This window comes from Micromonospora phytophila (assembly GCF_023656545.1).
Lineage (GTDB): Bacteria > Actinomycetota > Actinomycetes > Mycobacteriales > Micromonosporaceae > Micromonospora > Micromonospora phytophila.
This window is the reverse complement of the sequence record NZ_JAMOKF010000004.1, coordinates 1-26,496: the sequence shown is the minus strand read 5'-3', so window position 1 is coordinate 26,496 and position 26,496 is coordinate 1. Positions and strand designations below refer to the sequence as shown.

General features: G+C 68.6%; 21 protein-coding genes and 2 pseudogenes. 11 read left to right on the top strand and 12 right to left on the bottom strand.

Annotation, left to right across the window (positions count from 1 at the left end; all coding sequences use genetic code 11):
* Positions 1–64: 64 nt before the first annotated feature.
* On the bottom strand, positions 65–1,573 hold the full coding sequence (locus NCC78_RS01350; protein ID WP_250791203.1) for an alpha/beta fold hydrolase: 1,509 nt from the start codon (positions 1,571–1,573) through the stop codon (positions 65–67).
* 972 nt (positions 1,574–2,545) lie between these two features.
* A complete protein-coding gene (locus NCC78_RS01345) occupies positions 2,546–2,704 on the bottom strand; it encodes a hypothetical protein (RefSeq protein WP_250791202.1) in 159 nt (52 codons plus the stop codon).
* Positions 2,705–3,431: 727 nt separating this feature from the next.
* On the opposite strand from NCC78_RS01345, the gene NCC78_RS01340 reads away from it, so the two are divergent.
* On the top strand, positions 3,432–3,638 hold the full coding sequence (locus NCC78_RS01340; RefSeq protein WP_250791201.1) for a hypothetical protein: 207 nt from the start codon (positions 3,432–3,434) through the stop codon (positions 3,636–3,638).
* A gap of 108 nt (positions 3,639–3,746) precedes the next feature.
* Entirely contained in the window at positions 3,747–4,220 is a 474-nt protein-coding gene (locus tag NCC78_RS01335) for a LamG domain-containing protein (RefSeq protein WP_250791200.1), read from the top strand.
* A gap of 121 nt (positions 4,221–4,341) precedes the next feature.
* On the opposite strand, the gene NCC78_RS01330 is transcribed toward NCC78_RS01335, so the two are convergent.
* From NCC78_RS01330 to NCC78_RS31915, 3 genes are all read right to left on the bottom strand, one after another.
* Complete coding sequence (locus tag NCC78_RS01330) at positions 4,342–6,831, bottom strand: low temperature requirement protein A (RefSeq protein ID WP_250791199.1); 2,490 nt, start codon at positions 6,829–6,831, stop codon at positions 4,342–4,344.
* Between the two features lie 523 nt (positions 6,832–7,354).
* Positions 7,355–8,407 (bottom strand): LacI family DNA-binding transcriptional regulator, encoded by a 1,053-nt coding sequence (locus tag NCC78_RS01325; RefSeq protein ID WP_250791198.1) that lies wholly within the window; start codon positions 8,405–8,407, stop codon positions 7,355–7,357.
* 78 nt (positions 8,408–8,485) lie between these two features.
* Complete coding sequence (locus tag NCC78_RS31915) at positions 8,486–11,038, bottom strand: GH32 C-terminal domain-containing protein (protein WP_284706199.1); 2,553 nt, start codon at positions 11,036–11,038, stop codon at positions 8,486–8,488.
* A 317-nt stretch (positions 11,039–11,355) separates the two neighbouring features.
* On the opposite strand from NCC78_RS31915, the gene NCC78_RS01310 reads away from it, so the two are divergent.
* The 4 genes from NCC78_RS01310 (at position 11,356) to NCC78_RS01295 (ending at position 15,404) form a co-directional block, all read left to right on the top strand.
* Positions 11,356–12,441 carry a substrate-binding domain-containing protein gene (locus NCC78_RS01310; protein WP_250791197.1) on the top strand — a complete coding sequence of 362 codons (1,086 nt, stop codon included), beginning with the start codon at positions 11,356–11,358 and terminating at the stop codon, positions 12,439–12,441.
* A 97-nt stretch (positions 12,442–12,538) separates the two neighbouring features.
* Entirely contained in the window at positions 12,539–13,567 is a 1,029-nt protein-coding gene (locus NCC78_RS01305; protein WP_250791196.1) for an ABC transporter permease, read from the top strand.
* Positions 13,564–14,403: an ATP-binding cassette domain-containing protein gene (locus NCC78_RS01300; RefSeq protein WP_250791195.1), complete on the top strand. Its 840-nt coding sequence runs from the start codon at positions 13,564–13,566 to the stop codon at positions 14,401–14,403. Before NCC78_RS01305 ends, NCC78_RS01300 begins: the two co-directional genes overlap by 4 nt.
* Positions 14,404–14,447: 44 nt before the next feature.
* Positions 14,448–15,404 (top strand): carbohydrate kinase family protein, encoded by a 957-nt coding sequence (locus tag NCC78_RS01295; protein ID WP_250791194.1) that lies wholly within the window; start codon positions 14,448–14,450, stop codon positions 15,402–15,404.
* A 218-nt stretch (positions 15,405–15,622) separates the two neighbouring features.
* Here the strand turns inward: NCC78_RS01295 and NCC78_RS01290 are convergent, their stop codons facing one another.
* Complete coding sequence (locus tag NCC78_RS01290) at positions 15,623–16,186, bottom strand: hypothetical protein (protein ID WP_250791193.1); 564 nt, start codon at positions 16,184–16,186, stop codon at positions 15,623–15,625.
* A gap of 733 nt (positions 16,187–16,919) precedes the next feature.
* Here NCC78_RS01290 and NCC78_RS01285 point away from each other — a divergent pair.
* Complete coding sequence (locus tag NCC78_RS01285; protein WP_250791192.1) at positions 16,920–17,093, top strand: hypothetical protein; 174 nt, start codon at positions 16,920–16,922, stop codon at positions 17,091–17,093.
* Positions 17,094–18,003: 910 nt separating this feature from the next.
* Positions 18,004–18,825, top strand: a complete 822-nt coding sequence (locus tag NCC78_RS01280; RefSeq protein ID WP_250791191.1) for an alpha/beta fold hydrolase — start codon at positions 18,004–18,006, stop codon at positions 18,823–18,825.
* A gap of 473 nt (positions 18,826–19,298) precedes the next feature.
* Here NCC78_RS01280 and NCC78_RS01275 read toward each other — a convergent pair whose 3' ends face one another.
* Entirely contained in the window at positions 19,299–19,637 is a 339-nt protein-coding gene (locus NCC78_RS01275) for a Rossmann-fold NAD(P)-binding domain-containing protein (protein WP_250791190.1), read from the bottom strand.
* 18 nt (positions 19,638–19,655) lie between these two features.
* Here NCC78_RS01275 and NCC78_RS01270 point away from each other — a divergent pair, with 18 nt between their 5' ends.
* Positions 19,656–19,859 carry a hypothetical protein gene (locus tag NCC78_RS01270; protein WP_250791189.1) on the top strand — a complete coding sequence of 68 codons (204 nt, stop codon included), beginning with the start codon at positions 19,656–19,658 and terminating at the stop codon, positions 19,857–19,859.
* A 20-nt stretch (positions 19,860–19,879) separates the two neighbouring features.
* The gene (locus NCC78_RS01265; protein ID WP_250791188.1) at positions 19,880–20,350 is read left to right on the top strand and encodes a hypothetical protein; all 471 of its coding nucleotides are present in this window, start codon (positions 19,880–19,882) and stop codon (positions 20,348–20,350) included.
* A 62-nt stretch (positions 20,351–20,412) separates the two neighbouring features.
* Here NCC78_RS01265 and NCC78_RS01260 read toward each other — a convergent pair whose 3' ends face one another.
* On the bottom strand, positions 20,413–21,057 hold the full coding sequence (locus NCC78_RS01260) for a TetR/AcrR family transcriptional regulator (protein WP_250791187.1): 645 nt from the start codon (positions 21,055–21,057) through the stop codon (positions 20,413–20,415).
* 50 nt (positions 21,058–21,107) lie between these two features.
* On the opposite strand from NCC78_RS01260, the gene NCC78_RS01255 reads away from it, so the two are divergent.
* Positions 21,108–22,037: an NADP-dependent oxidoreductase gene (locus NCC78_RS01255; protein ID WP_250791186.1), complete on the top strand. Its 930-nt coding sequence runs from the start codon at positions 21,108–21,110 to the stop codon at positions 22,035–22,037.
* A 690-nt stretch (positions 22,038–22,727) separates the two neighbouring features.
* Here NCC78_RS01255 and NCC78_RS01250 read toward each other — a convergent pair.
* From NCC78_RS01250 to NCC78_RS01235, 4 genes and pseudogenes are all read right to left on the bottom strand, one after another.
* A pseudogene (locus NCC78_RS01250) lies at positions 22,728–22,913 on the bottom strand (IS3 family transposase); the annotation flags it as partial.
* Between the two features lie 93 nt (positions 22,914–23,006).
* Positions 23,007–23,312: pseudogene (locus NCC78_RS01245) on the bottom strand (IS110 family transposase); the annotation flags it as partial.
* Positions 23,313–23,513: 201 nt separating this feature from the next.
* Positions 23,514–24,986, bottom strand: coding sequence for an MFS transporter (locus tag NCC78_RS01240; RefSeq protein ID WP_250791185.1), 1,473 nt, complete (start codon positions 24,984–24,986; stop codon positions 23,514–23,516).
* A gap of 84 nt (positions 24,987–25,070) precedes the next feature.
* Entirely contained in the window at positions 25,071–26,462 is a 1,392-nt protein-coding gene (locus NCC78_RS01235; protein WP_250791253.1) for an aldehyde dehydrogenase family protein, read from the bottom strand.
* Positions 26,463–26,496: the final 34 nt, after the last annotated feature.

Below are 26,496 nucleotides of genomic sequence, written 5' to 3'. Positions count from 1 at the left end.
GGGCTTGATCGCCGATCGTGACCCGGGCCTTCTTCATACCGTCGCAGGGCCAAGCCAGCCGATCTCAGGGCCCGGCGCTCACTACACCGCTCTCGTTGACGTTGAACTGCCCGTTCGGGGCGCCGTTGAATGTTCCACTATTGATCCACTCGATCAGCGCCGCCTTGAGCGTGGAATACGGACCGGCCCAGGGAGCACCGACTTTGCCGCCGTAGGGCGTGCCCGAGGCCGGGGTGCAGCGCTGCCCGGAGCAGCCCTCCCACAGAAGTCCGTGGCTCGCGCACGCCACCTTCACCAGCACCTTGTTCGTCATCGACGCTGGGAGGGCGCCGTAGATGCTGTTCGCGTTCGCCACCAGCGTGACTTGGTCTTCAACCCCGTGGATGACCAGCGTGGGTGGGGTCAGCTGTCCGGCGACAAACGTGTTCCAGCCGTAGCTAGAGAACACCGGACTGCGGGCGAGGCCGGTCGGGTGCGCGGGGTCGTCCCCTCCCCACTGAAGGCCCACGGTCTCCTCCTCACGGAGCTGCGTCGAGAGCTGCTGAGGACTGCCCGGGACGATATGACCGGTGCAGGCCGGCTCGCGGCCTGCCCCCAGTTGCCAGATGTCGGTGAGACTCGCAGCGTCAGTCTTGAAGACGTGCAGCGGGAAGGTAGCGAATCCCGTCGGCGGTGGTGTCTCCTCGGTCGGGAAACCGAAGAGCGACGACAGGAACACGACACGATTCACTTTCGCGATGTACTGGTCGCTGTGGGGAAGGACCGGGTTGGCCGCGTACAGCGTCCGGCTGACGTGCTGCCCGCCAGCCGAGTAGCCCAGCAGGGTGACCTTGCCGTCCGATGGCTGCGCCCGCGTGATGGCGTCGTCGATGACCTGACGGATGTCGCGTACGAATGTGTCGACACGGGCGAACCGGACATGGCTTGAGTGCGAGCGCCGCTGCTGGCCGAGCGGATTGATCAACAGGTCCGTCCCCTGCTGATCGAGGGGGAAGACCGGGACGTGAGTGCGGTCGCACCCCTCGGGGTACGAGCAGGTGCCGTCCGTGTTGTAGGCGCGCAGGCTCGCGTTGCCCGGATCGTCCAGGCCGTGGGCGAAGCGCGTCGAGCGGCCGTAGCCGAGCAGGTTGGGGGCGAAGGTGTCGATTCCCGCCCGGGCAAGCGCCTTCTGCACGCTGAGCTCGCCGCCAACTGGGGCGGGCTGTCGCAGGTCGAATACAGCCGGGCCGTACGCGGTGCGGCCGTGGATCAGCACCGCGGCCCGGTTGGGCACCGCGGGGCACTTGCCGTGGGCGTAGACGGGCTGGACACGATGCACCTGCAGCTCGGCCGAGAGCCCGTCGAACTGTGGGTCGGGCATCAGCCCGGCGGGGACCGTGAACGGCAGCCAGTGATCGCTGACCTGCACACCGGTCGGCGCCTTGTCACAGGCGGCGGCCAGAGACGCGCCGCTGACAGTGGCCATCGGTGAGGGCTTTGCTGCGAAGAGCGGCTGGGAGAATGCGGCAGTCAGCGCAGTTACTGCGACAATCGTGAATGCCGCCCCTCTGAGTCTTCGCTTTGCTTTGGACATGGGGGTCTCCTTAATGGGTGTGGCTACGCGTGGATCGCGTAGTCGTGACACCCGCCCACACCTGCTGAATTGCAAAGGCGGGGCGCGGGGGTGCCGAGCAGGATGAAAAGGGCAGCGGCGGCTGCCAGCATGAGGGAGTTCAACATCGGGACGTTCCTGAGACGCAGAGTGTGCGTTGGATAAGGAACGGTGCCGCTTCCGCAAATCGGGTCGCGATACGCGCCGAGCGGCATCTGTGGTCACTGCCCTCCGTTGGTTGTGGATCCCACGGAGGTTGTGTCGACAAGAACTGCGAAAGCGTGTTGACATGGTCGTTTGTCAACGATCGTGTCTCTACTTTTCGGGTCCTTTTACCCGGGCCGCCTAGTTCTGTCAACTCTGAACGCGCCACTGATGGTGCTCGCCTCGTGATGAGAAGTCAACGCATGAACTTTCCACCAACTGGCTGATAGGGTGGCAGCGGCCCAAGTGCTACATCCGTGGCAAAAATGAGGAGGCCCTGATTTTGTAGCCTTCTCTAGTATCTGACCCTCATGGGCCGAAAATGCCGAAATAGCCCGCCAAAGCTCCATGGTGATGGGAACTTGCCAGCTGATCGGAGATCTTGTCACGCCACCCGTCCATTGTGAAGGCCAAGTCTGCCAAACGACGGGCACGAGGACTGGGCGGTGAACCAGCGCCGGGGAACCGACTCGTAATGCGGCAGATCCGGTGCATTCGTTGTGCCTGATCTGCGCCCGAGGCCCGATCCCGCTGCCCGACGATGGCGGGGGAGGGACGCACATGAGCGGCGCTCGCGGTCTTGACGGATGGGGCTGGAGGGGATGAGCCCGGCCTGGCAGTGGGAGACGTCGCCAGGTGGGCCGGTGCTTGGCCGGCCTGTCGCCCCGATGTTGGCCGCGCCGGTCGACTCGGTGCCCGAGGGTCCGGGCAACGCAACAGACCGGCAGGCGCGGCGCCCTCCGGGTGCCGTCAGAAGGCGCGGACGACGGTGATGGTGACGTTGGGGCAGGAGTTCGCCCAGCTGGTCAGGGCGCTCTTCGCGGCGGTGTCGCCGGTGAGCCGCCAGCGGATCTTCGTGGCAACCCATTCGTTGATGTAGCGGCAGCGGGCGGAGCTGTAGGACGGCATCCAGGATCTGGAGGGGCCATCACCGGCCCGGCACTGAGCGGGCCAGCATTACAGCCGGCCATTGGTCAGGACCGCAATCGGCGGATCAGGGCTCGAAGGGCCACGGTGAGCGCAGCGCCCACAATGGTGAGGACGACTCCGATCATGCTAAAACCGAACGCCCAATATCCGTAGTACGACTCGCCGCAGTTCCAACAGGGGAGGCCCCAGTACACGCCCACCGTCAGCGCGAGCCCCCACGGGATCCCCAGCCATCCGGCTGCCATGGCCCTCCAACCAGGCGCCCGCCACGCGAATCCCGCCCCGAGCACAACGGCTGGTAGCAGCAGCGGCAGCCAAGCCGGAGCCGTCGTGCCAAACATGGCATCCCAGAAGTCACCCAGTCGCCCCTCGCAGAACCCGCAGACCGCCGCGAGCAGGGCTGCCCACAACAGTCGCGGCCTGGGGACGACGAATATCAACGCCGCGGACCCGAAGACCACCAGCAACAGAACAGGACCTTGCAGACCCGACGATGTGTGCATACGAGGGCCCTCCGAGCGGTGATCCTTCTGTGTCACCAGCGTGACGCACACTTTCAGCGCCGGACGATGTCACGCTACGCGTGCTCGCGACCGCAGCCAAGCAGGCCGACGGCTACCGGGGAAAGCGACACGGGTCGACTCGCGGCCCGAGCGCGTAGCCGCGAGTGCTTCCGCGCTACTGAAAAGCTTGCGACACTGGCCGCGTGACCCGCGAACGGCGACCGAGCGAAGCCGAGCGCGAGCGTGGCTGGTACCTCTCAGAGCCGGAATCGTTTCAGCGGGCGTCGTTCCTGCAACGAGTGCAGCTGCGCTGGTGGCGCATCCGGTACTGGCGCAAGAACCGACGCGCCCACCAGGCCGCACTGGAACGGTTCGCCGCCCGGCAACGCGAGCGGGGACAGCTGAGCTAAGCGGGGCCGCATTGCTGGGCCTGAGGCACCCCCTGGCCGAACGGATTCGGGGGCTGCTGGTCGACGCGCCGCTGGAGCGGCGGCGGGATCGGGTACGGCAGGGCCACCGTGGTCAGGGCGGGGCGGAGGTGGGCCGCGCGCTGGCACCCGGCGGGCGGGGAGTGGACGGTACCCACCGGTGGGCTGCGCGGGCGGCGGATGGACAACGGGTTCCGGCTCAGCGATCGCATGGCGGCCGACCTCGTCTACACCGGTGAGCTACGAGTGCTCGCCGGCCGCGCCGCCGGCCTGACCTTCCGGGCCACCGCCGACGGCAGCGCGCACTACACGGTCAACGTCGACACCGACGGCCTGGTGAAGCTGTGGCGGCCGGGCCGGGACATCGCCGTCCACCCCGTGACCATCGTGCCGGGCAGCATGTACCGACTGCGGGTCGTCGCCACCGGCCCGCGGATCCAGGTCTGGTTCGACGGCGGAACGATCCCGGTCATCGATGCCACCGACGGCACCTATCCCGCCGGTCGGGTCGGGGTGAACGTCTTCGACTCGGTCGCGGAGTTTCAGGATGTGATGCTGAGCTGACGGAGCGCCACCGGAAGTCGGGGTCCACCGAACCCGGATTTCCCCGACCTCCAGCGCGGCGAACCCGACGAATCAACGCCGGCAAGCTTCGGCGACATTCCAGGTACGGCGCTCCACCGGGCTACGTGATCGGGTTGCCCGGCCGGGCGTCGGTCAGGATGGCCGAGCGTGGTGGTTCGGACAGTCGTCGCCGTAGGTCGGCGGCACGGAGCGAGTCGATCGCCATCACGAAAACGCTGGTGACGGTCAGGATAGTCAGCGCCAGCAGCGGCGACAGCGGGCTGGTCACCAGCGCGAGGACCATCACGAACAGGATTCCGACAACGCGGACCCAGCGGACCTCGCGCTGGACACGCCACCAGAATGCCTGGTTGGCGAGAAGATAGACGATTGTCCCGGCGAAGAGGATGGCGTGTCCCAACGGGGTACGCGCCGGTCCTGACGGTTCGCTCAGCACGTCGAGAATCTCACGCAGGCCGACGGCGAGCAGCATCAGCCCGGCAATCATCGGCAGGTGGAGGTAGGCGTACGCGTCGCGGGCCAGCGCCGCCCGCTGATCGCCAGTGCGGGCTTGCAAGGTGCGCTCTCCGACAACGGCGTCGGTGTCGAAGTACGCCCACCACAGCGTGGCCAGCAGGACCATGCTGGTGACGATGGCACCGACGACCGACCAAGAGATGGGGCGGCCGGAAACCGCCACTCCCGTTGAGATGATCGATTCTCCCAGTGCAATGAGGATGATCAGGGCGTACCGGTCGCTCCAATGTCTGGCCGAACTCACGCACCAGAACCGCAGGACGAGGTAGCCGCCGGCGAGGTCGACGACGATGGCTGCCAGCCAGAGGCTCGCCACCAGCTGCCCCAGCACCTCCGGAGCGTCCGGTCGCGCGGACGTCAGGGCGGCGACCATCAGCAGGACGAGCGCCGTCAAGGTCGGGACGCTCGCCCGCAGCACGTGTGCGGGTGGCGCCCGGTCCGGGCGGCCAACAAGCCGGAGCGCGGCCAGGTGCAGTAGGCGGACGGCGATGTAGCAGGCGACGACGACCGTCGGCCCGGGCAGGCCGTCCGGCACGTGATCGAACGCCTGCGGGATGGCGATACCGATGGTCAGGGCCAGCGCCACGACCAGCAGGACACTCAACCGGACGGGGATGGACTCGCTGCGCAGGACGTTTCCCACCTGCGTGTAGCGGGACCAGGCGATCCACAGCAGGGTGAGCACTGCCAGTGCCTGGGCGACCCCCGGCCCGGTGGGATGCCGGCTCGCCAACACCGTGACCTGGATGAACGTATAGACGACCACCAGATCCAGGAACAGTTCCTTCGGCGTGACCCCGGTGCCGGTGGTCCGGTCTGCCGCCTCCGCCACCCGTTCGTGCAGCGTGCGGTGCCGCCGACGGAAGACGGTGAGGTCAGCCAGGACCATACTGGTGAGAAGGGCGGCAAGCAGCGCTACGGCACCCACCGCCGGCAGGTGGACCGCGACCGGCACCGCGGCACCCACCAGAACGACCCCCAGCAACGGGCTCCGACCCAGCAGGCGAATGGTGCGGTACTCGAGAGCCACCATGCCCAGCAGGTACAGAAGGACACCTCCGTAAAGGACCAGCGTGCTCAGCTCGTCCCACCTGGCTGCGTCGGCGGGCTCGACCGAACTCAAGGCACGTTTGAGCCCCAGCGCGAACAGGGCGAGGCCGACAATCATCGGAAGGTGCAGGATCGTGTACACGTCGCGGCCGAGTCGTGACCTGGCGGATGCCGGCTGCTGCTCCAATGCCCGCTCGGCGGCGAATCCGGCGATGTCGAAGTAGCGCCACCAGAGCACGGCCACCACGATGAGGCCCAGCGCCGAACCCCCGATGACCGACCAGGTGATCGGGGGATCACCGATCAGGCCGCGGCTGGTGCCGATCGAGATGATCGTCTCGCCCAGCGCGATGAGCATGACCAGCCGGTGCCGCTCTGCCCAGTGCGGCACGGAGGCGATTCGAAGGCCACCCATGCCGATCGCTCGTACGCCGATGAAATCGACAGCGGCGGCGGCGAAGAATAGGGCCAGCCGGACACTCTCACCGTCGATGCCCGAGGGTAGGAGACGAGGAAGTAGCGCGCCGCACAGCAGCAGAACCGCGCCGCCGGCAAAGGGCAACCACCTGCCGAGGACGGACGCTCGGATCCGCTGCTCGCCTGATGCGGCGTACGTCAGGATCAGCAGTGCAACGAGCCGGGCAAGCAGGAAGGCGACGACGAAGATCAGCGGCCCGAACAGGCCTCCCGGCCGGTCGGTGAAGGTCACCGGCGCGGCGATGCCGATCAACAGGATCGTCGCGGCCACGCCGAACATGACCAGCCGAATGATTCCCCGGTCTACCTTGACGAGATTGCCGAGCAACGCATATGAGCTCCAGCATCTCCACAGCAGCAGGATCACCAAGACGCCCTCGAACACGCCCTCGACTCGGAAGTTCTCCGCCATGAGGTTCGTCGCAGCGAGGAATGCGTACACGAAGACCAGGTCGAGGAACAGTTCCAACTTGGTGACGCCGGCACCCTCGCTGGAGAAATGAAGGTTCCGGGAGACTCGCGCAAGGCGCTGGTGCCGCTGCCGCACCGGCCGCCTCCTGCTCACCTTTCCCACTCTGCCAACCGCCGGCTGACCGGATGGCGGGTTTGGCAAGTCCCGTCCAGCACGCACCTTCGATGGCTCGGCACAGTGCACCCGAAAAGGCCCGTGATCCGCCGAGCGGTAGGCCCTCGCCGCCGGGCCGCTGTCGCTCAGCCCTCCCTCCCATCTCGCCGTCTACGCAGGAGATCGGGAGCGAGGAGCGCCCGCATCGACGCCCAGGTACGCGACCTGTCCACCACCCGCGACCGACTCGATTCGATCATCAGCGCCGCGCGAACCGAGCTGGCCCGGAGCACCGAACCTGACTGGGGGTTCTACCTCGCCAACCGAATCCCAGTCCGCATGACAGGACTACGCAGACCGGGTTGACCGAAGTCATCAATGGGCGCGACGGCCGATGCTCACCTGCCGGTTGCACATCCATGAGGCGATCCGGTGATACCGCCCTGACGGGCGTCCGGGCGGGTCGAGGCTCCTTCTATTACATTCCCGCCATTGCGGGTGCGCCTCAGTCCCGGTGCGGCCCCGCGATTTCGCCCGACCCGCGGGCGATCAGCCGGGTCGGCACGAGGTGGGTCCTCGGCCGCCACTGCTCCCCGTCGAGGCGGCGGAAGATCAGGGAGGCGGCGACCCGGCCCATCTCGGACGGGTTCTGCGCGACGACGGTGACGCCAGGCTGGAGCAGGTCGGCAAGGGGGAAGTCGTCGAAGCCGACGAGGGCGACTTGCTGCTGCCGGCCGAGTTGCTGCAGCGCCCGGATGGCGCCGATGGTGACGAGGTTCTGCGAGGTGAAGAGGGCGGTCGGCGGGGACTCGCGGGTCAGCAGCCGGCGGGCCGCCTCCTCGGAGTCGCGCTCGGTGTGCAGGTCGTGGACGATGTTCGCGGCATCGGGCCGGATGCCGTGGTCGCTGAGCGCCTCCTTGAAACCCCGGAAGCGCTGCCGGGCGGTGGAGATCGTCTGGAGGTCGCCGAGGTAGGCGATGTCCCGGTGGCCGTGCCGGACCAGGTGGTGGGCAGCGGCGGCGGCGCCGTCGTGGTTGTCGGTGAGGACGGCGTCGACGGGCAGCCCGACCGGGGGCCGGTCGACGAACACCACGGGGGTGCCGGCGTTGACGTCGCCCATCAGGTAGCTCTGGTTGTCGCTTGCCGGCACCACCACCAGGGCGTCGGCCTGCCGCATGGTGAAGGCCCGGACCAGGTCGCGCTCCCGCTCGGGGCTCTCGTCGACGCTTCCGGCGAAGATCAGCACCTCCCGTTCGCGGGCGGCGTCCTCCAGCGCCCGGTGCAGCGCCGAGGAGAAGGGGTTGGCCAGGTCCTCGAGGACGGCGGCGATCGCCGCGCTGCGGCCGCCAGCGCGCCGCAGGCTGCTGGCGGTGAAGTTCGGACGGTAGTCGAGCTGCGTGATCGCCCGCTGCACGGCCGTGATCTTGGACGGGGAGACTCCCGGTTCGCCGTTGATCACCCGGGAGGCCGTCTTCGTGCTCACGCCAGCGAGTAGGGCGACGTCCCGTAGCGTGGGCCGGGCCCGGGCGACCGTCGAATTGGAAACCGCACCGTCCATGAGCGCTCCTAGCGGAGGCGACGCCGGGGACCGCGGTACCTGCCGCGGCCCCCGGACTGCTGATGATCGGGTCCCAGGTTATCGCCACACGGACCGCAGCGGCCGGACGGTGAGTGACCGCACCAGCACCTCCCCACCCTCGGCGAAGAGCCGCGTCTGGTCGCTGCCCGGCGCGGGGAAGATCTGGTCGGTGATGGTGGTCTGACCCGCCCCGCCGAACACCTCGACGGAGGAGCGGTCCACGTAGATCGTCATGCGCACCCGGTCGCCATCGACGGAGAGCGGGCCGGAGTGCACGCCGGGGAAGAGCGCGCTGAACCCGACGTCGCCGGACCGGGTCCGGTCGACGTAGAGGCGCCGCGCGGCGGCGTCGTACCCGATCACGGTCCGCTCGCCGTCTCCGCCGCGTACGTGCAGGCCGAACCGGTCGGCGTCGCGGAGTTCGAACTCGGCCTCGATCTCCAGCACGGTCCCGTCGGCGGCTGCCGGCAGGTCCCGCACGCCGGGTCCGACGACGGCGTCTCGCAGGGCGTACGCGCCGCCGGCCCCGCGGAGCCGGCGGATCTGGCTGACCGGTCGCTGGACCAGCCGCACCTCCCCGTCGATCGTGGCGAGCCCGAACTCCCGGGGCAGTGCCATCGCGCCACGCCACGGGGAGGTGGGGATGCCGCCGGCGTACTGCCAGTTGTTCATCCAGCCGACGAGCACCCGCTCGCCGCCCGGGACGCCGTTGTACGAGATCGCGGCATAGTAGTCCTTGCCGTAGTCGACCCAGTCGTAGCGCTCCAGTTCGCTGCGGGCCGGCCGGTCGGCGAACATGACGTGGTCGACGAGGATGTGGCCCCAGCCGCCGGAGTTGAAGTCGTTGATCTCCAGGTGGGCCCGCCGGCCGGCCAGGTCACGGACGTCCCAGGCGACCCAGTCGAGGCGTTCGCTGTCCTTGCCGGTGGCGGTGCGGACCACCTCGTCCTCGACGACCAGGTTGACCGCGGTCTCCACCGACCGGGGCAGCACCGGTTCGTCGGTCGCGATCAGGTGGTCGACCAGGAGGTGCCCCCAGCCGCCGGTGTTCTCGTCGACGATGCGCAGCTGGGCGCTGCGGCCCCGGTACTCGGCCACGTCCCAGCTGCGCCAGTTCACGAAGCCGGAGAAGTTTCCGGTGCCGGTGCGGACCACCTCGCCGTCGACGAGCAGTTCCACCACCGTCCGCGCGCTCGCACCGGCGTGACCGCCGGCGCCGACGAGCACGCTGAGGTGGTTCCGGTCGATAGGGAACGCCGGCGAGGTGAGCGTCCCGGTCGTCGTGTCGGCCTCGTAGAAGGTGGTGAGCAGTTTGTCGCCCACGTGCCCGCGTTCCGAGCGGGCGGGACCCACCACCGGCGTCCGGCCGCGCAGCCCGCCGGTCGCCGTCCAGCCCGCCTGCTCGTACGTTTGGCCGTCGGGCAGCTCGAAGTCGAGCACGGTCTCGGCGCCCTCGGGCACGAAGTCGGTGGTCGTGCCGGGCAGGTGCGGGTGGGCGCCACCGCCGACGAGGAGGTTCAGGAAGTCCTGGTCGAGGGTGAACTCGGGGGAGATCATCCGCCCTCTCGGGGTGTCGAAGCCGAGGAAGCTGTTCACCAGGGAGCGGCCGCGGAAGCCGCTGACCAGCTGCTGGCCGGGGACCGTCCCCGGGTAGGGGGCGGTGCCGAAAGGCCCGGGGGCAAGCGTTGGATCGTTCTCGATCGTCCAGCCGGCGTAGTCGCTGTCAAAGTCGGCGAAGAGTGTTCCGGCCGGGGGCTCCGGCTCGCCGGTCACCATGTTGTCGGCGGTGAAGGTGGTCCCGTCCCAGTCGCCGACGAAGTACTGCGCGCCCGACCCGCCGGCCACTGACCCCGGGTTCAGGTTGACCACCAGCACCCACTTGGTGCTCTGCGGGTCGCCGTCGACCGGCACCTCGAACAGGTCCGGCACCTCCCAGACCCCGCCGGTGGCGTTGGCCGGGCCGAAGTCGCTCAGGTAGGTCCACGCCTTGAGGTCGGCGGAGCGGTAGAAGCGAACCTTGTGCTCGGTGGCCAGCACGATTGCCATGACCCAGCAGTCGGCCTCGGCGTCCCAGAAGACCTTCGGGTCGCGGAACTCCCGCGACCCGAGGTCGAGCACAGGGTTCCCGGCGTACTTCGTCCACGTCCGGCCGTGGTCGGTGCTGTAGGCCAGCGACTGGGCCTGGATGCCGGTAGCCGGGTAGGCGCTGGTGTAGACGGCGACCATCGCCGGCACGCCAGGGCGGCCGAAGCCCGAGGTGTTCCGCTCGTCGACGACGATCGACCCGGAGAAGATGTGCTCGTCGGCCGAGTAGGGCAGCGCGACCGGCAGCTCCTCCCAGTGGAACAGATCGCGGCTGACCGCGTGGCCCCACGACATGTTGCCCCACTGCGCACCCTCGGGGTTGTGTTGGTAGAAGAGGTGCCATTCGCCCTGGTACCAGACCAGTCCGTTCGGGTCGTTCATCCAGTTCCGCTCCGGACTGAAGTGGATCTGCGGGCGGTACGGCTCGTCCCTCGTGCCGCCGGTCGCACCGCTGGCGGTGGCGCCGGGCATCGCCGCCACCACGGCCGCGGCCGCGCACGCGGCCAACCATCGTCGGATTCTCATCCACATCCTCCGTCCGTCATGGACGCCGGCCGTTCGGCCGGCGGCGGGCGCCCGGGTCCCCGCGCTGGACACCGTTGGTGGTGGGGCGCCAGGTGCAGCGCGGGCGTCGGCCGCCGGGCCGGCGGTGGGTGCCGGGTGGAGCGATCCTGCGGCTGCTTGACATCGATGTCAACCGTGCCGGTACGACTGCGAGCAGCAACTGGAAAAACCGTTGTCATGCCATTGACATCTTCGGGTACGTCACTGGAAACTGCGCTGACATCGTTGTCAACACTGCTTCCCGGCAGGGCGCCGGGGACGGTTCCGAGGGAGAAGACATGATCCAGCGCATTGGCCGTCGCCCTACGGCGCTGCTGATCGCCGCCGCAGCGGCGACCAGCATGGTCGTCAGCGGTTGCGGCGGCTCCGGCGACGAAGGAACCGGCGACGGCGCCTCGACCGTGGCCGTCTCGCTGATCACCAAGAACTCCACGAACCCGTTCTTCGTGACCATGCAGCAGGGTGCGAAGAAGGCCGCCGACGCCGAGGGCGTGAAGCTCACCCTCGCCGCGGGCAAGGAGGACGGCGACGAGGCCGGCCAGGTGCAGGCCATCGAGGACGCGATCGCCCGGGGAGACGAAGGCATTCTGATCACCCCGAACGGTCCCGGGGTGAACCCCGCTATCAAGAAGGCCCGTGACGCCGGGCTCTACGTGATCGCCCTGGACACCCCGCCCGACCCGGCCGACACCGTGGACATCACGTTCGCCACCAACAACTTCAAGGCGGGTGAACTCGTCGGCAAGTGGACGGCGGCCCAGCTCGCTGGCAAGCCGGCGACCATCGCGCTGCTGGACCTGTTCAACGACAAGGTCGTCTCCGTCGACTACAACCGGGACCAGGGCTTCCTGGCCGGGATGGGCATCGACACCGCCGACAAGAAGAAGAACGGCGACGAGGCGAAGACCGGCAACTACACCAGCGGCACCTACACCATCGCCTGCAACGAGCCGACCCAGGGTGCCGAAGACGGCGGTCGCACCGCCATGGAGAACTGCCTGACCAGGAACCCCGACATCAACGTCGTCTACACCATTAACGAGCCGGCCGCGGTCGGCGCGTACAAGGCGCTGCAGGCGGCGGGCAAAACCCAGGGCATCCTGGTCGTCTCCGTCGACGGCGGCTGCAACGGCGTACGGCAGGTCAAGGACGGCGTCATCGGCGCCACCTCGCAGCAGTACCCGCTGAAGATGGCCGAACTCGGCGTGCAGGCCATCAAGAAGATCGCGAACGACGGTGAGAAGCCGCAGGTCACCGGTGGCCTCGACTTCTTCGACACCGGCGTCACCCTGGTCACCGACAAGCCGGCCACCGGGGTCGAGAGCATCACCAGCGCCGACGCCACCGGGCGCTGCTGGGGCTGAGTCCACCGCTGTCCCGGTCGAGGTGCCCGGGAACTCGCATCCCGCGCCCTCGACCGGGCAGTCGTCCGCCTCCGTCGACCACCCCAGGGAGCAGCCCGTGACCACGACCACTCCACCAACCAGCGCAGCCCAGCAGTTCGCGCTGCGCCGGCACTCACCGCTGCAACGCGTTCAGCACCTGCTGCACGCCCACCCCGCGATCAGCCCGTTCCTCGTGCTGGTTATCGCGTTCGTCGTCTTCTCCACCCTCAACCCCCGCTTCGCCTCTCCGAACTCCCTGTCGCTCGTCCTGCAGCAGGTGGCCGTGATCGGCGCGCTCGCCGTCGGGCAGACACTCATCATCCTCACCGCGGGGATCGACCTGTCGGTCGGCGCGATCGCCATCCTGGCGATGATGCTCTCGGCCAAACTGGCCGAGGGACAGGGGCTGCCGGGCGTACTCGCCGTTCTGCTCGCCATCGCGGTGGGCGCCGCGGCGGGCGCGCTCAACGGCGGGCTGGTGACCCGGCTGAAGCTGCCGCCCTTCATCGTCACCCTGGGCACACTCAGCGTCTTCACCTCTATCGGGCTGCTCTACTCCGGCGGCCAGAGTGTCCAGGCCACCGATCTGCCGCCCGTGCTCAGCTGGACCGGGGAATCCTTCCCAGTGGGCGAGTTCCGGATCACCTTCGGCGTCGTCGCGGTCGTGCTCCTCTACCTGCTGGTGGGCTACGCCCTGGCCAAGACCGCCTGGGGCCGGCACGTCTACGCGGTCGGCGACGACAAGGAGGCCGCGCGGCTCGCTGGCATCCGGGTCGACCGGGTGCTGCTGAGCGTGTACCTGGTTGCGGGGGCCATCTACGGCATCACCGCCTGGATCCTCATCGGACGGGCGGGCGCGGCCAGCCCGAACGCCATCACCGACGCCAACCTGGAAAGCATCACGGCTGTGGTGATCGGCGGCACCAGCCTCTTCGGCGGCCGGGGAGTGCTGCTTGGCACCCTGCTCGGCGCGCTGATCGTCGGGTTCTTTCGCAGCGGCCTCTCCCTCGCCGGCGTCGACGACCAGTACCGGGTGCTCGCCGTGGGCCTGCTGGTGATCCTCGCCGTGGCCGTCGACCAGTGGATCAGAAAGGTGCGAGCATGACCGCCACCACGCACAGCCCAGGCAGCCGGCCGCCGGCGGCAGAACCGGCGCAGCGTACGCCAGTGCTCTCGGCCCGCGGGTTGGTGAAGACCTTCGGCAAGGTCGTCGGGCTGGACGGGGTCGACCTCGACCTCTATCCCGGCGAGGTGCTCGCCGTCATCGGCGACAACGGCGCCGGCAAGTCGACGCTGATCAAGTGCCTCACCGGCGCGCTGGGCCCGGACGCTGGAGAGCTGTTCCTGGAGGGCCGGCCGGTGCACTTCAAGCGCCCGCAGGACGCCCGGGACGCCGGTATCGAGACGGTCTACCAAACCCTGGCCGTCGCCCCGGCGCTGGACATCGCGAGCAACCTCTTCCTCGGACGCGAAAAGCGCCGCCGCGGACCGCTCGGCTCCGTCTTCCGGATGCTCGACCAGAAGGGCATGCGCCGCGAGGCCGCCCAAGCCCTCGCCGACCTCGGCATCGGCACCCTACAGAACGTCGCGCAGGCGGTCGAGACGCTCTCCGGAGGCCAGCGGCAGGCCGTCTCGGTGGCGCGGGCCGCCGCCTTCGGCAGCAAGGTGATCGTGCTCGACGAGCCGACCGCCGCGCTCGGGGTCAAGGAGTCCAACCAGGTGCTCAGACTGATTGAGGAGCTGCGGTCCCGCAGACTCCCGGTGATCCTCATCAGCCACAACATGCCGCAGGTGTTCGAGGTCGCCGACCGCATCCACATCCAACGACTGGGTCGCTGCGCCGGCGTGGTCAGCCCGTCGTCGCACACCATGGCCGAGGCGGTGGCCATCATGACCGGTGCCACCACCCTCGAACGAACTCCCGGCCACGCAACGAGCTGATCCACGGCCCGGCACAGCATCGATGCCATGCAGAAAGGAGAGACGTGATCACCGTCGTGGGTGAGACCCTCGTGGATCTGATCGAGGAGACAGCGGGGACGATGGCGGCGTACCCCGGGGGAAGCCCCGCGAACGTCGCCACCGCTCTGGCCCGACTCGGTCAGCCCACCACCCTGCTGACGCAGATCGGTTACGACGCCCACGGGCGGATGCTCCGCGCCTACATCGAGCGCAACGGCGTACGCCTAAGCCAGCAGTCGATCCTGAACCTGGCGCAGACAAGCGTGGCGACGACGCACCTGAATCCCAAGGGCCAGGCCACCTACGACTTCAACATCGAATGGCAAGCCTTCCCTGGGCAGATGGTCGAGGATTCGCACGGCGATTGCCTGCACACCGGATCGCTCGCCACGGTCCTACAGCCGGGAGCCGACGACGTGCTGGCACTGGTGCGGCGGGCACGCCCGTCGACGATGATCAGCTTCGACCCGAACTGCCGTCCCTCAGTGACCGGCGACCCGATCGGCGCCCGAGGAAGAATCGACGCCTTTGTCAGTTTGAGCGACGTCGTCAAGGTCAGCGGCGACGATCTGGACTGGATCTACCCGGGCCGCCCCTACCAGGAGGCGGGGCGGAGGTGGCTGGCCCTCGGCGCACACGTTGTGGTCGTCACGCTCGGCGAGTTGGGTGCATGGGCGGCGACCCGCCGGTACGAAGTCGAAGTTGCGGCGCACCATACAGATGTGGTGGACACCGTCGGGGCGGGGGACGCCTTCACCGCCGGGATGCTCGCCGCGCTCAGCGAGGCCGACCTGCTCAAGGCGGAACGGCGCAGCACACTCGCCGCCGCTGACCGCGCCGTCCTCACCGAAGTGGTCGAGTTCGCCGCCGAGGTAGCGGCACGCACATGCGCTCGTCGCGGCGCCAACCCTCCCGTCCGCGCCGAATTGAGCGTCCCTCGAGCAGAAGTCAGCCTGGGAATGCTTCGTGCGCAAGCATGAAAGCCAACCTGGTCCTTGCCGGCCGCGCACCTTTCGGCAGAGCTTCGTGTCGCCCCCATACGGCCGTGCCCCGGCGGCATGCGCCTCTCCCGTCTCGCCACGAGTCGGTTTCAGGGGCCACTAGGGGGAGGGCCGCAAGCCCGGTCTCCGCAGGGAGCCAGTGCTCCGGCGATCCGTCGGGTGCGGTGGTGTGGAAGGCGCCCTGGCTGGGTGACCAACTACTTGAGGGCTTCGCCACGCCTCCGCAGCCGGTACGCCCCGATCGCATTGCCGACGCCGAGCAATGCCAGGATGCCGACCGCCAGCCAGAACCCGACGGCCGGTACGGCGGACATGGCCTCGTCGTAGGGCGGCGGATCAAAGCGACGCAGTACGCCCCGCAGGCCGAGCGCAAGGGCCCCCGCTGCGACGAACGCCGCTACCGCGGAGACCATCGGGCGGGACTTGACACTGGCCAGGATCCTGGCAAGCACGCCGGCCAGGACACCCAGCGCGGCGACCATGAAGAGCGGTTGCCCCGGAAGGTAGATGGGTTCATCGGGACCGATCTGCGGCGCCTCGTTCGGCACCTCCTGCATGGCGACCTGACCACGGTCGCCATCCCAGAGCAGGGTCTCCAGGTGAACCTGAGTCCCGCCACCGACGGTCAAGCCCCAACCAGTCCAGGTCACCGCCACTCGCCATTCCTCGGCCTCACCCTTCAGCGCCGCGAACGGTATGGCGAACAGGAGAGCGACTACAGCGAACGCCAGCGCACTCACGTTCGTCCGGATCCAGTCCATGGCCGCCTCCACGAAAGATCGACAACGGCAGGATGGGGCGCGGACATCTCCCCCCGATCGCGCTCAGATCTCGGTTCGCGTATGCCTCCAAGGACTTGACCCCGGGATCGCTCCGGGTTGGACCCGGTGTGGCAAACCCGAACCGCATTCCAGCAGTTCAAAGGCCCGCCAGAACGAAGGCGTGACGGCGTGCGCTGCACGGCGATGCTGGGGCCGCCGATCGTGCGGACGCACTCTCATAGCCGCGAAGCGCTGGTTGCCGGGTGAGACGGGCGGGAGGACGATGCCGATACGCGGCTGACAAGGCGCGGCGTTCGTGAGGTGCGCCCTAATCGACCGATGTGGCTGCGGGAGCCAGCGCTGGCGCCAGCCAAGGCACTGGGCTGGCAGCTCACGGTCGGCGGCCCGGTGCGAGCCCGGTTCGGGGGAGCAGGTTGGGAGCAACCGGGTGCCCTGAACGGGCTTGAACTGCGTCCAACGGCATCGGACGGCGCTCAACTGCACCCACCCCTGCCTGCGGCTCCACGTTTCCGCAGGTCAGAGGAAGTGCGGCGTCCTGTTTCACACGCAGTGCTCAACTGGGTTGCACTTACTTCAACTGCGCTCTATGTCGCCTGGTAGGGAGTGCGCGCAGGTCAGAGCGGTAACGACTCTGCAGCCGGGGCGGGCCTTGCACCGGGAGCAGATTGGGTGCACGCCAACGAAGCGGCAACTGAACTACGCGCTGTATGTCATGGCCATGGCCCAGATCAAACGAGCGACCCCGGGCCGGGACTACTACCAGCGCAAACGAGCCGCAGGCAAAACCCACAAGGAAGCCATGCGCTGCCTGAAGCGGCGCCTGGCCGACGTCGTCTACCGCACCATGATCCACGACATGGAGACCTCTCTGCTGCCGGCAGGTTGACAAGAGAGGTGCCGTTAGAGAGACAGCCCCGAACCCCGTGACGAGCCCGGGATTGGGGGAGCAGGTTGGGAGCAACAGGGTGCAATGAACGGCCCTCAACCGCACCGAGCGGCACCCAACGGCACGCAACTGCACCCACCCCTGCCTGCGGCTTCTCGTTTTTGCAGGTCAGAGTCGGTGCAGCGTCCTGCTTCACACAACTGCACTCAACGGCAGCGAACAGCAGCCAACGGCACTCTATGTCGCCTGGTAGGGGAGTATCCGCAGGTCACCGCGGTAAGGACCCTGCGAGGGTTCATGCCTTGCAGGTGGGTGCAGATTGGGTGCAGGTTGGCGAAGTGGTCACCGCGCCCGAAGTGCTCACCGGCACTGGACGGAGCCGAGGGCTTTGACCTGCGGTGATGTGGGCGAGCGATCCGGCGTGACCTCCCAGGGAAGGCCGAAGTGGTCAGGGCTCGCTGCTCTCCGCGTTCTCGGTGTCGGCTGTCGTCAAGTGCCCGATGGCGCCGGTCATGAGGCTCTGCCGCATTGGCGTGCGGCTCTACTTTCGATGACGCGGGCATCGGTATGGATCCCGAGAGCTGAGACTCGAATCTCACGTACACCGCCCTGATCTGGTCCACTGGAGCGGTGACCTCTTCGGCGCATCTCACCCGCCACTTCCGGCGCCGTCTCGGCATCGGCCCGGCCCGCTACGCGCGGCCCAGTCCGGTGGCGCCAATGGGCGCGGCGGTCCGGTAAAGCGCCCATCTGGGCCCGCATCCGTGCCTAGCATCGGAAAGAGCGACGGCGATCCGTGGTCAACGGGTGACTGCTCTGGCGGCGGCGCCCCCAAAGGCACACGCCGGTTCGGACGCGCCTGCCGCCGTCGTTCGCTCGCGACGAGCTCGACACATGGGGGAGCAACGGGATGAGCTTCATCACCACCAAGGACGGCACCGACATCTACTACAAGGACTGGGGTGAGGGCCCGGTCGTGACCTTCTCCCACGGCTGGCCGCTGAACGCGGACGCCTGGGACGGACAGATGCTCTTCCTCGTCCAGAACGGCTTCCGGGTGGTCGCGCACGACCGCCGTGGTCATGGCCGGTCGAGCCAGGCCCGCAGCCGCAACGACATGGACGGGTACGCCGACGACCTGGCCGCGGTCATCGAGGCGCTCGACCTGCGCGACGCCACCCTCGTCGGCCACTCGACCGGCGGCGGCGAGGTCGCCCGGTACATCGGTCGCCACGGTACCGGGCGGGTCGCCAAGGCGGTCCTCATCTCGGCCGTACCACCGATCATGGTGCAGAGCCCGGACAACCCGGAGGGACTGCCGAGCAACGTCTTCGACGAGCTGCGCGCCAACCTGTTCGCCGACCGGTCGCAGTTCTACCAGGATCTGGCGCAGATGTTCTACGGCGCCAACCGGCCGGGCGCGAAGGTCTCGAAGGGCACCCTCGACCAGTTCTGGCTGTGGAGCATGCAGGCCGGTCTGCTGAACGCGTACGAGAGCATCAAGGCGTTCTCCGAGACGGACTTCCGCGACGACCTGGCGAAGTTCGACGTCCCGACGCTCGTGCTGCACGGCGAGGACGACCAGATCGTCCCTGTGAAGGACTCGGCACACAAGACCGCCCAGTTGGTCGCGAACGCGCAGGAGATCTACTACCCGGGCGCACCGCACGGCATCACGTCGACTATGCAAGACCAGGTCAACAAGGACCTGCTCGCGTTCCTGCGCAGCTGATCAGCGAGCGAACACCGGGTGCCCGACATCCACGTCGCGAGGCACCGTCGCCACACCCGAGACGAATGGTCTTGGCCACGACTGCCATGGTGCCGCACTGTGCGGCGTGTCGGTGCGGGCGCTTCGGCGTGTGGGGTGGCAGAACATATCGATCCCCCCGACGAGCCCGTATCCGATCATCCTCGATCCCGATGAACGTGCCGCCCTGGTGAGGTTGGCGCGTCGGTCTACCGGTGCCTATCGGCGGGTGCTGCGGGCGCGGATCGTGCTGACTGCCGTGGACGGCGCCACGAACACCGCCAACGCCGCCCCGCACGGGGTGCGCGTGGACACGGTGCGCAAATGGCGGTGCCGGTTCTTCATGCGGCGATTCCAGGGTCTGGCCGACGCGGACCGGCCCCGACGGCGTGCGCCGATTCGCCCGCGCCACCAGCCTCGACGAACTCTTGGCCAAACCCCGAGCCGGCCGGCCGTCAAGCTGTCGGCTGGTGGTCCTCGCTTCTCAGCCAGTCGTCGTAGGTGATCTTGCCTTGGAGTCGGGGTTCGTTTCCTCGCAGCGAGCCAGAGGCCAGACCTCTCCCGTATCTGCCCGGAAGCCTCAACTCCGGAACGTTGCGGCGTGCCCCGTCGTAGGCGAGCATGCGGCGGGCAAGGTCGGCGAGCCGCTCGTCATGCGGCCCAACGAGGTCGGTGGTGCGGCCGGCCGGCCCGCTCTCCGCGACGTTTACCAGGTGTTCGCCGACCTCGCGGGCCGCGACGGGCCGCATCAGCGTCTTGGGGAGCACCGCGATAGGGCCCTTCATGCCGGCCAACAGCTGCCCAGCGAACTCGTGGAACTGCCCGGCACGCGCGATGGTGTAGGGAACGGACCCAGCGGCGACGGCACGTTCCTGCGCGAGCTTGCCGGCTTAGTAGGACCCGTCGATGTGACCGGCGTCATGAGCTTCCACGTGGAGAACGGCCTCGTTACCGACGTGTGGATCATGCTCAACCCGGCCAAACTCACCGGCTGGCTCCCGGCCAATGGATCTTGACCGAAAGGTGGACAGCATGCTTGAAGCGACGACGGATCGACAGCTGGGATCCGGAATGGCTCAAGTGGGCCGCCTCCAGCGCACAGCGCTCATCGCGGCCGTGGGTCATCGCCGGTGTCGTGGGCGTGTGGTCGTACTTCCTCCCGCAGGCGTCTTTCCATCACTTCCCCGCCGTCTTGGGTGAGTGGATCTCGCAGGACGGTCCGTACAACGAGCACCTCGTCCGCGACCACGGCGCCATGTACCTCGCGCTGGGCGCGGCGAGCGCATACGGGCTCATGCGACCCTCCCAGATCGGATATCGACTACTGGGCATCGCCTGGACCGTCTTCGGAGTTCTGCACTTCGCGTATCACGTCACTCACCTTGGACACATGCCTGCGACGGATACCGCAAGTCAAGTGGCGGTTCTCGTCGTCGCCGTACTCCTCGGGATCGCGCTCCTGATCAGCGGCCGAACCCCGGTAAGTGAGGAAATGGGAAACCGCTGAAACAGGCACCGCGTGGGACGTGTTTTAGCCGGCGGCCAGATCGCCCACGTCGCCGAGCTCCTCTAGCCCGCTTGGCCGCGGGATACCGATGCTGGGGGCGCCAGCCGCGCCACGGGCGGGAGCGGCGAGGCATCCGGGCTGGCGTGGAATGCCTGGATGGCGAGCGCGGCGAAGCGCCGGGAGGCGGTGACCTTGGCAGTCGGCGAGGGCGCGTGGATACCGCTGTTGGCCATGAGCACGAGGATGACGTCGTCCAGGGCGAAGTCGGGGCGCAGACGGCCGGCTTCCTTGGCGCGGCGGGCCAGTTCGGCGATCGACCTGAGCGCGTATTCGCGGCGCGCGTCGAAATCCACGGCATTGGGAAACGTCGAGGTGAGAGCTGCGGTAAAGCCCTCATCGCGTGCGTGCAGTTCACACATTTTCTCAATGACGAGACAGAAGCCGTGCCACGGATCCGGATCGGCAAGGCCCTCGTCGACGACGGCGCGACACGCGTACATCTGCTCTGCGAATGCCTCGGTGACCAACATCTCCTTGGTCGGAAATCGGCGGTACAGGGTGGCTGGTGCAACCCTGGCGCGCCGTGCGACCTCCCGCATCGGCACGTCCAGACCTTCAACGGCGAAGACCGCGCGGGCGGCATCGAGGATGCGCTCGCGGTTGTCCAGGGCGTCGGAGCGAAGGGTGTGAGGCAAACGATCGGTCACTGCTCTCACTTTAGCGAGGTGGACAGCAGCGTGCGTTAGCGTCCCTGCGCATGAGGGCTCTGCAATTTTCCAAGTATGGTCCCGCGAGTGTGCTTGAGGTCTCGGAGGCACCGGAACCGCACGCCGGACCGGGACAGATCCGGGTGGCGGTTCGGGCCTCGGGTGTCAATCCGGCCGACACGTACGTCCGCGCCGGCCGATTCCAGGAATGGATTCCGCTCCGCCTGCCGCACGTGCCCGGCGTCGACGCAGCCGGCGTGGTGGATGAGGTCGGTGACGGAGTGACCACGGTTCGGGTAGGCGATGAGGTTTTCGGGATCACGGACTACGCCCAGATGGGCGGAGCGAACGCCGAATACGCCGTCCTGGCCGCGTGGGCACCGAAGCCGGCCGCCCTGAGCTGGGAACAGGCCGGCGGCGCGGCCGGCAACATCGAGACGGCCACGCGCGTGCTCGACCGACTGGGCGTGAAGGATGGCACCACGCTGTTGATCGAGGGTGCGGCTGGCGGGGTCGGTACGACCGCGATCCAACTCGCGGTCGCTCGCGGCGCGGCCGTCATCGGCACGGCCAGCGACCGCAACCATGACTTCGTCGCCTCGCTCGGGGCGATCCCGACCACCTACGGCCCCGGGCTGGCCGAGCGGGTCGACGCTCTGATGCCCGGCGGAGTAGATGCCGTACTCGACTGTGCCGGCTCTGGCTCTATACCCGACCTGGTCCGCCTGGTCGCAAGCCCGGACAGGGTGGTGAGCATCGCAGACATCAACGCCGCGGCGTACGGCGTGCACCTATCGCGCGGCTCTGGTCCCGGCGCGGACTCACCGTCTCTCGAAGGAATCGCCGCCGCTGGCGACCTCGCCGAGCGGGGCCGCTTCACGGTGCCGGTCGCTGCCGTGTTCTCCATGGAAGAGGCGGCCGCTGCCCACGAGTTGAGTGAGTCCCGCCACACGCGAGGAAAGATCGTGCTGAAGCCGTAGCCTGCCCCACCTGTGCCGTGGACCCAGATTGATAGCCAATTCCGATCGGGCAGTCGAAGGGTGCACACTCTCTCGACGGTCATCGTCGTTCGACGGACGGGACCGCCCGCCGTTGGGCGGGCGGTCCTAGCCTGGGCGACCCACGGTGATCGTCAATGTGAGGCCACCGCGCAGGTCCCCGCCTAGCATCGACGGCATCTATCTCGTCTTCGGACGCGTGACCCTGCCCCGACTGGTCGGCATCGTCGCTCTGGTCGGCATCGGGTTCTCCGTGGTCCACGTGCGCCCCGAAGTCACCTCGGCGGCGGCGACGCTCTTTCTTGCCCACATCGATTGCCGCCACCCGCGCATACACGACCTTCACGGCGGTCTCCCTTCAGTCGCTGCTCGGCATGCCAGGAGGCGTCGCCCGCGGATCCGGCATGAAGATCAGGATTCAGAGACTCGCGCTCAGACGGAAGTCGCCCCAGGCGTGAGCGAGACCATTCTGGGCTACTTCCAGACAGCCGGGGTGCCGCGCCAGCGGCATGGTCCTCTTACAAGTAGCGACCCGGAGTACTATCGGGGGGCCGGATCCAGCGTCAATCTGAGGGCCGGACTCAACCCGTTCCAAGAACCGTCGACGTCAGCGGGTGACGCAACCCCAGTTGGGCTTGACCCGTTTCGACGGACAGGGTCGGTGTGGTGATCTCACGCTACCTTGCTGGCCGGTAGCAGGGTGAGGCCGGTGGCCTCGTAGGCGGCGGGGCTGAGGTAGCCGAGGCTGGAGTGTCGTCGGCGGGTGTTGTACCAGCCTTCCACGTATTCGAATACCGCTTGGCGGGCGGCTTTGCGGGTGGGCCAGGGCTGCCGGTGCAGTAGTTCGGTCTTGATGGTGGCGCCACCGTGCCCTCGGCTCCGGCGAGTCGGTCAGCTGAGGTCGTCGATGACGCAGTAGCGGCGCGAACCTCGGGACGGGATCTGCAGGCCCGGGTCAAGTTCGTGTAGATGCCACCGCAGGCGGTTGACCAACTTGGTCCGCTCCACGACCAGATCCCGGCGGTGGTCAGACAGGAGTTTCACCTGCCGGGCCGGGCCGTCCAGCTGCGCCACCGGCAGGTCCGGTTCACGCAGCGCCGCGTGCGCCACCGCGAGCGCGTCAATCGGATCAGACTTGCCGGCCCGCGAACTCCGACGCGCCGCGGCCATCAGCCGGGTCGGCACCCGGACCACCTGGTGCCCGGCGCGCAGCAGGTCGCCTTCCAAACGGCGGGTCAGGTGCCGGCAGTCCTCCAGCGCGAGGCGGACCTGCAGCCGGGCCCCAGCGAGGAGTACGAAGCCAACGAGTGTCGTCGAGGGCAACGGCGTCACCCACCTGGCCTACAAGGTGCGCAAGGCAGGCTGACGACGTGGGCCGGCCCCGGCAACGGGCCCGCCCCACGTCGCCGGGCACGGATACGGCGCGGCCACGCAGCCCGGGGGCAAGTTGTGACGATCTCAGCGGTCCGACGACGCGTCCGATAGGGAGGTAACCGGTGCGGCGGGCTCCGTCCGCAACGACGAGCGCCGAAACCCCCTGATCGCACCCGCACTCGTACCCGGGATCAGTACGCCGATGGCGGCGGCCGTGGCGCTCGCGATTCCGGCGAGCAGGAAGGCCAGGCGGTAGCCGGAGGTGGTGGGCAGTGCGCCGGGAAGGGCGCTCGCCGCCGTGACCGTGGCGGCGATCTGGGCTCCCAGCGAGGAGCCGACCGAGCGGATGAGTGTGTTCACGCCGGTTGCCTGGCCGGTCAGCGCGGGCGGGACCGCCTCGATGACCAGGTTGGGCATGGCGGCGAGGGCGAGACCGATCCCCGCGAACGTGATCAGGCTGTAGCCCAGGAGCGCGGCCCGGGAGTCGAAGTCGCGGGCCAGGAGGAATAGCCCGGTCGCGGTGACCAGCGCGCCGAGAATCAGGGCGTGCCTGGCGCCGAACCGTTTGCCGAGAATCCCGGAGAGCGGGCCGGTCAGCAGCATCACCACGCTGCCCGGTAGCAGTAGCAGGCCGGCCGTGGTGGCATCCGCGCCGAGTCCGTATCCGGTGCCCGGCGGCGCCTGGGCGATCTGCGGCAGCAGGACGAACGCTCCGAACATCCCGAAGGCGACGAAGAGAGTGGCGATGTTGGTCAGCAGCACCGTCGGCCGGGCGAGGGTCGGGATGTGCACCAGCGGGTGTACGGTACGCCGTTCGAGCAGGACCCACGCGGTCAGGGTGACCGCCCCCACGGTCAGGAGCCCGAGCGTGCGGGCGTCGGCCCAGCCCCACCGGCTCGACCGGATGATCGCGATGAGTGGCACCGCCAGCCCCAGTGCCAGCACGGCCGCACCCGGTACGTCGACCTTCCCGCCGCCGCGCACTCGCGACGCCGGCAGGAACAGCCGGATGGCGAGCGTGGACAGTGCGGCCGCTCCGGCGCCGAGCCAGAAGATCCATCGGTACGTGACCTGATCGGTGAGCAGCCCTCCGAGGACGAGGCCGAGGCCGGCACCGAGGCCGGAGATCGCGGAGAGTAGGCCGACCGACCTCGCGACCCGGTACGGCGGTACCGCCTCACGGAGGATGCCGAAGCTGAGCGGGAAGATGCCGCCGCCGACACCCTGGACGATCCGCCCCACCACCACCCAGGCCAGGTCCGGACCGACGGCGGCGACGACGGACCCGATCGCGAAGAAGAGCAGGGCGACGATCAGCAGCCGGCGCCGCCCGAACATGTCGCCGAGCCGCCCCATCAGCGGGGTGAAGACGGCCGCCGCGATGAGGTGCGTGCTGAAGGTCCAGGTCACGTCCGTGGCAGAGACGCCGAACGCACCGGCCATGGCGCCCAGCGCCGGGACGATCGCGGTCTGCGCCGCGGCGAAGGCGAGGGTCGCGAAAGCGAGGATGGCGACGGTACGGCCGGACGCCCGGCGGTCGGTCAACAGGTCTGTCATGGCAGGGGATTCCTTCCGGCCAGCGGCGTCCCGGAACCGTCGCCCCGCTCGGGCGGGACGTGGCTCCGGGACGTGTGCCCGTCGTCAGCGCTGGATGGCCTTGGTTTCGAGGAACTCCTCCAGACCGGCGTGGCCGAACTCGCGGCCGTTGCCGGACTGCTTGTAGCCGCCGAAGGGGGCGAGCGGGTTCCACTGGCCGCCGTTGACGTCGACCTGTCCGGCGCGCAGCCGCCGGGCGACGGCGAGGGCGTGTTCCGGCTCGCCGAAGACGCCGCTGGTCAGGCCGTACACGGTGCTGTTGGCGATCTCGACTGCCTCGTCCTCGTCGGCGTACGGGATGATCGTCAGCACCGGGCCGAAGATCTCCTCCTGGGCGATGACCGAGTACGGGTCGACGTCGGCGAAGATGGTCGGCCGGACGTAGGCTCCCTTCTCCAGCCCCTCCGGCCGCCCGGAACCGCCGAAGACCAGCCGCGCGCCGTCGGCAATGCCGCGCTCGATGTAACCGTTGACCTTCTCCCGGTGGGCCTCGGAGGCCATCGGTCCGATCCGGGTGGCCTCGTCGGTCGGGTCGCCGACGGTGTACTGCTTCGCCGCCTCGACGGCCAGCTCGACGACCTCATCGAGCCGGGAGGCCGGCACCAGCATCCGGGGCCAGGCGCCGCAGACCTGGCCGCCGTTGGCGAACGCCATCATCAACCCGGTCTCGACCGCCTTCGGCAGGTCGGCGTCGTCGAGGATCACGTTGGCGCCCTTGCCGCCGAGTTCGAGCGCGACCCGCTTGACGGTCCCGGCGGCGACGGCGGAGATCCGTCGGCCAGCCCGGGTGGAGCCGGTGAAGGAGACCATGTCGATGTCCGGGTGCGCGGAGATCGCCTCGCCGACGACCGACCCCTTGCCGTAGACGACGTTGAAGACCCCGGCCGGCAGGCCCGCCTCGGTGGTGACCTCGGCCAGGATCCGCGCGGTCAGCGGGGCAACCTCGGAGGGTTTGAACACCACGGTGTCGCCCGCGATCAGGGCCGGGGCGAGCTTCGACACGATCTGCTGCAGCGGGAAGTTCCACGGGGTGATCGCGCCAACCACGCCGATCGGTTCGCGTACGACCAGCGAGTTCCCGACCTCCTCGGTCCAGTGGAAGTCGCCGGCGAGGTCGGCGAAGGACTCCGCGACCGCGACCGGGAAGCCGACCTGGGCGGTGCGGGACATGGTCAGTGGGGAGCCCATCTCGGCGGTGATCGCGGCGGCGATCTCCTCGCGCCGGGCCGTCAGGCCCGCGCCGATGCGCCGTACGACGGCGGCGCGCTCCGCCGGCGGCGTCGCGGCCCAGCCCGGGAAGGCGGCCCGCGCGGCGGCGACGGCCCGATCGACGTCCGCGGCGGTGCCGGCGGGCACCTCGGCGACGATCTCCCCATTCGCGGGGTTCACGACGGCGGTGGTTTCGGCGGATCCGGCGGTGACGACCTCCCCGTTGATCCAGTGGCCAGTTGCGGTGTGTGTGTATCCAGTC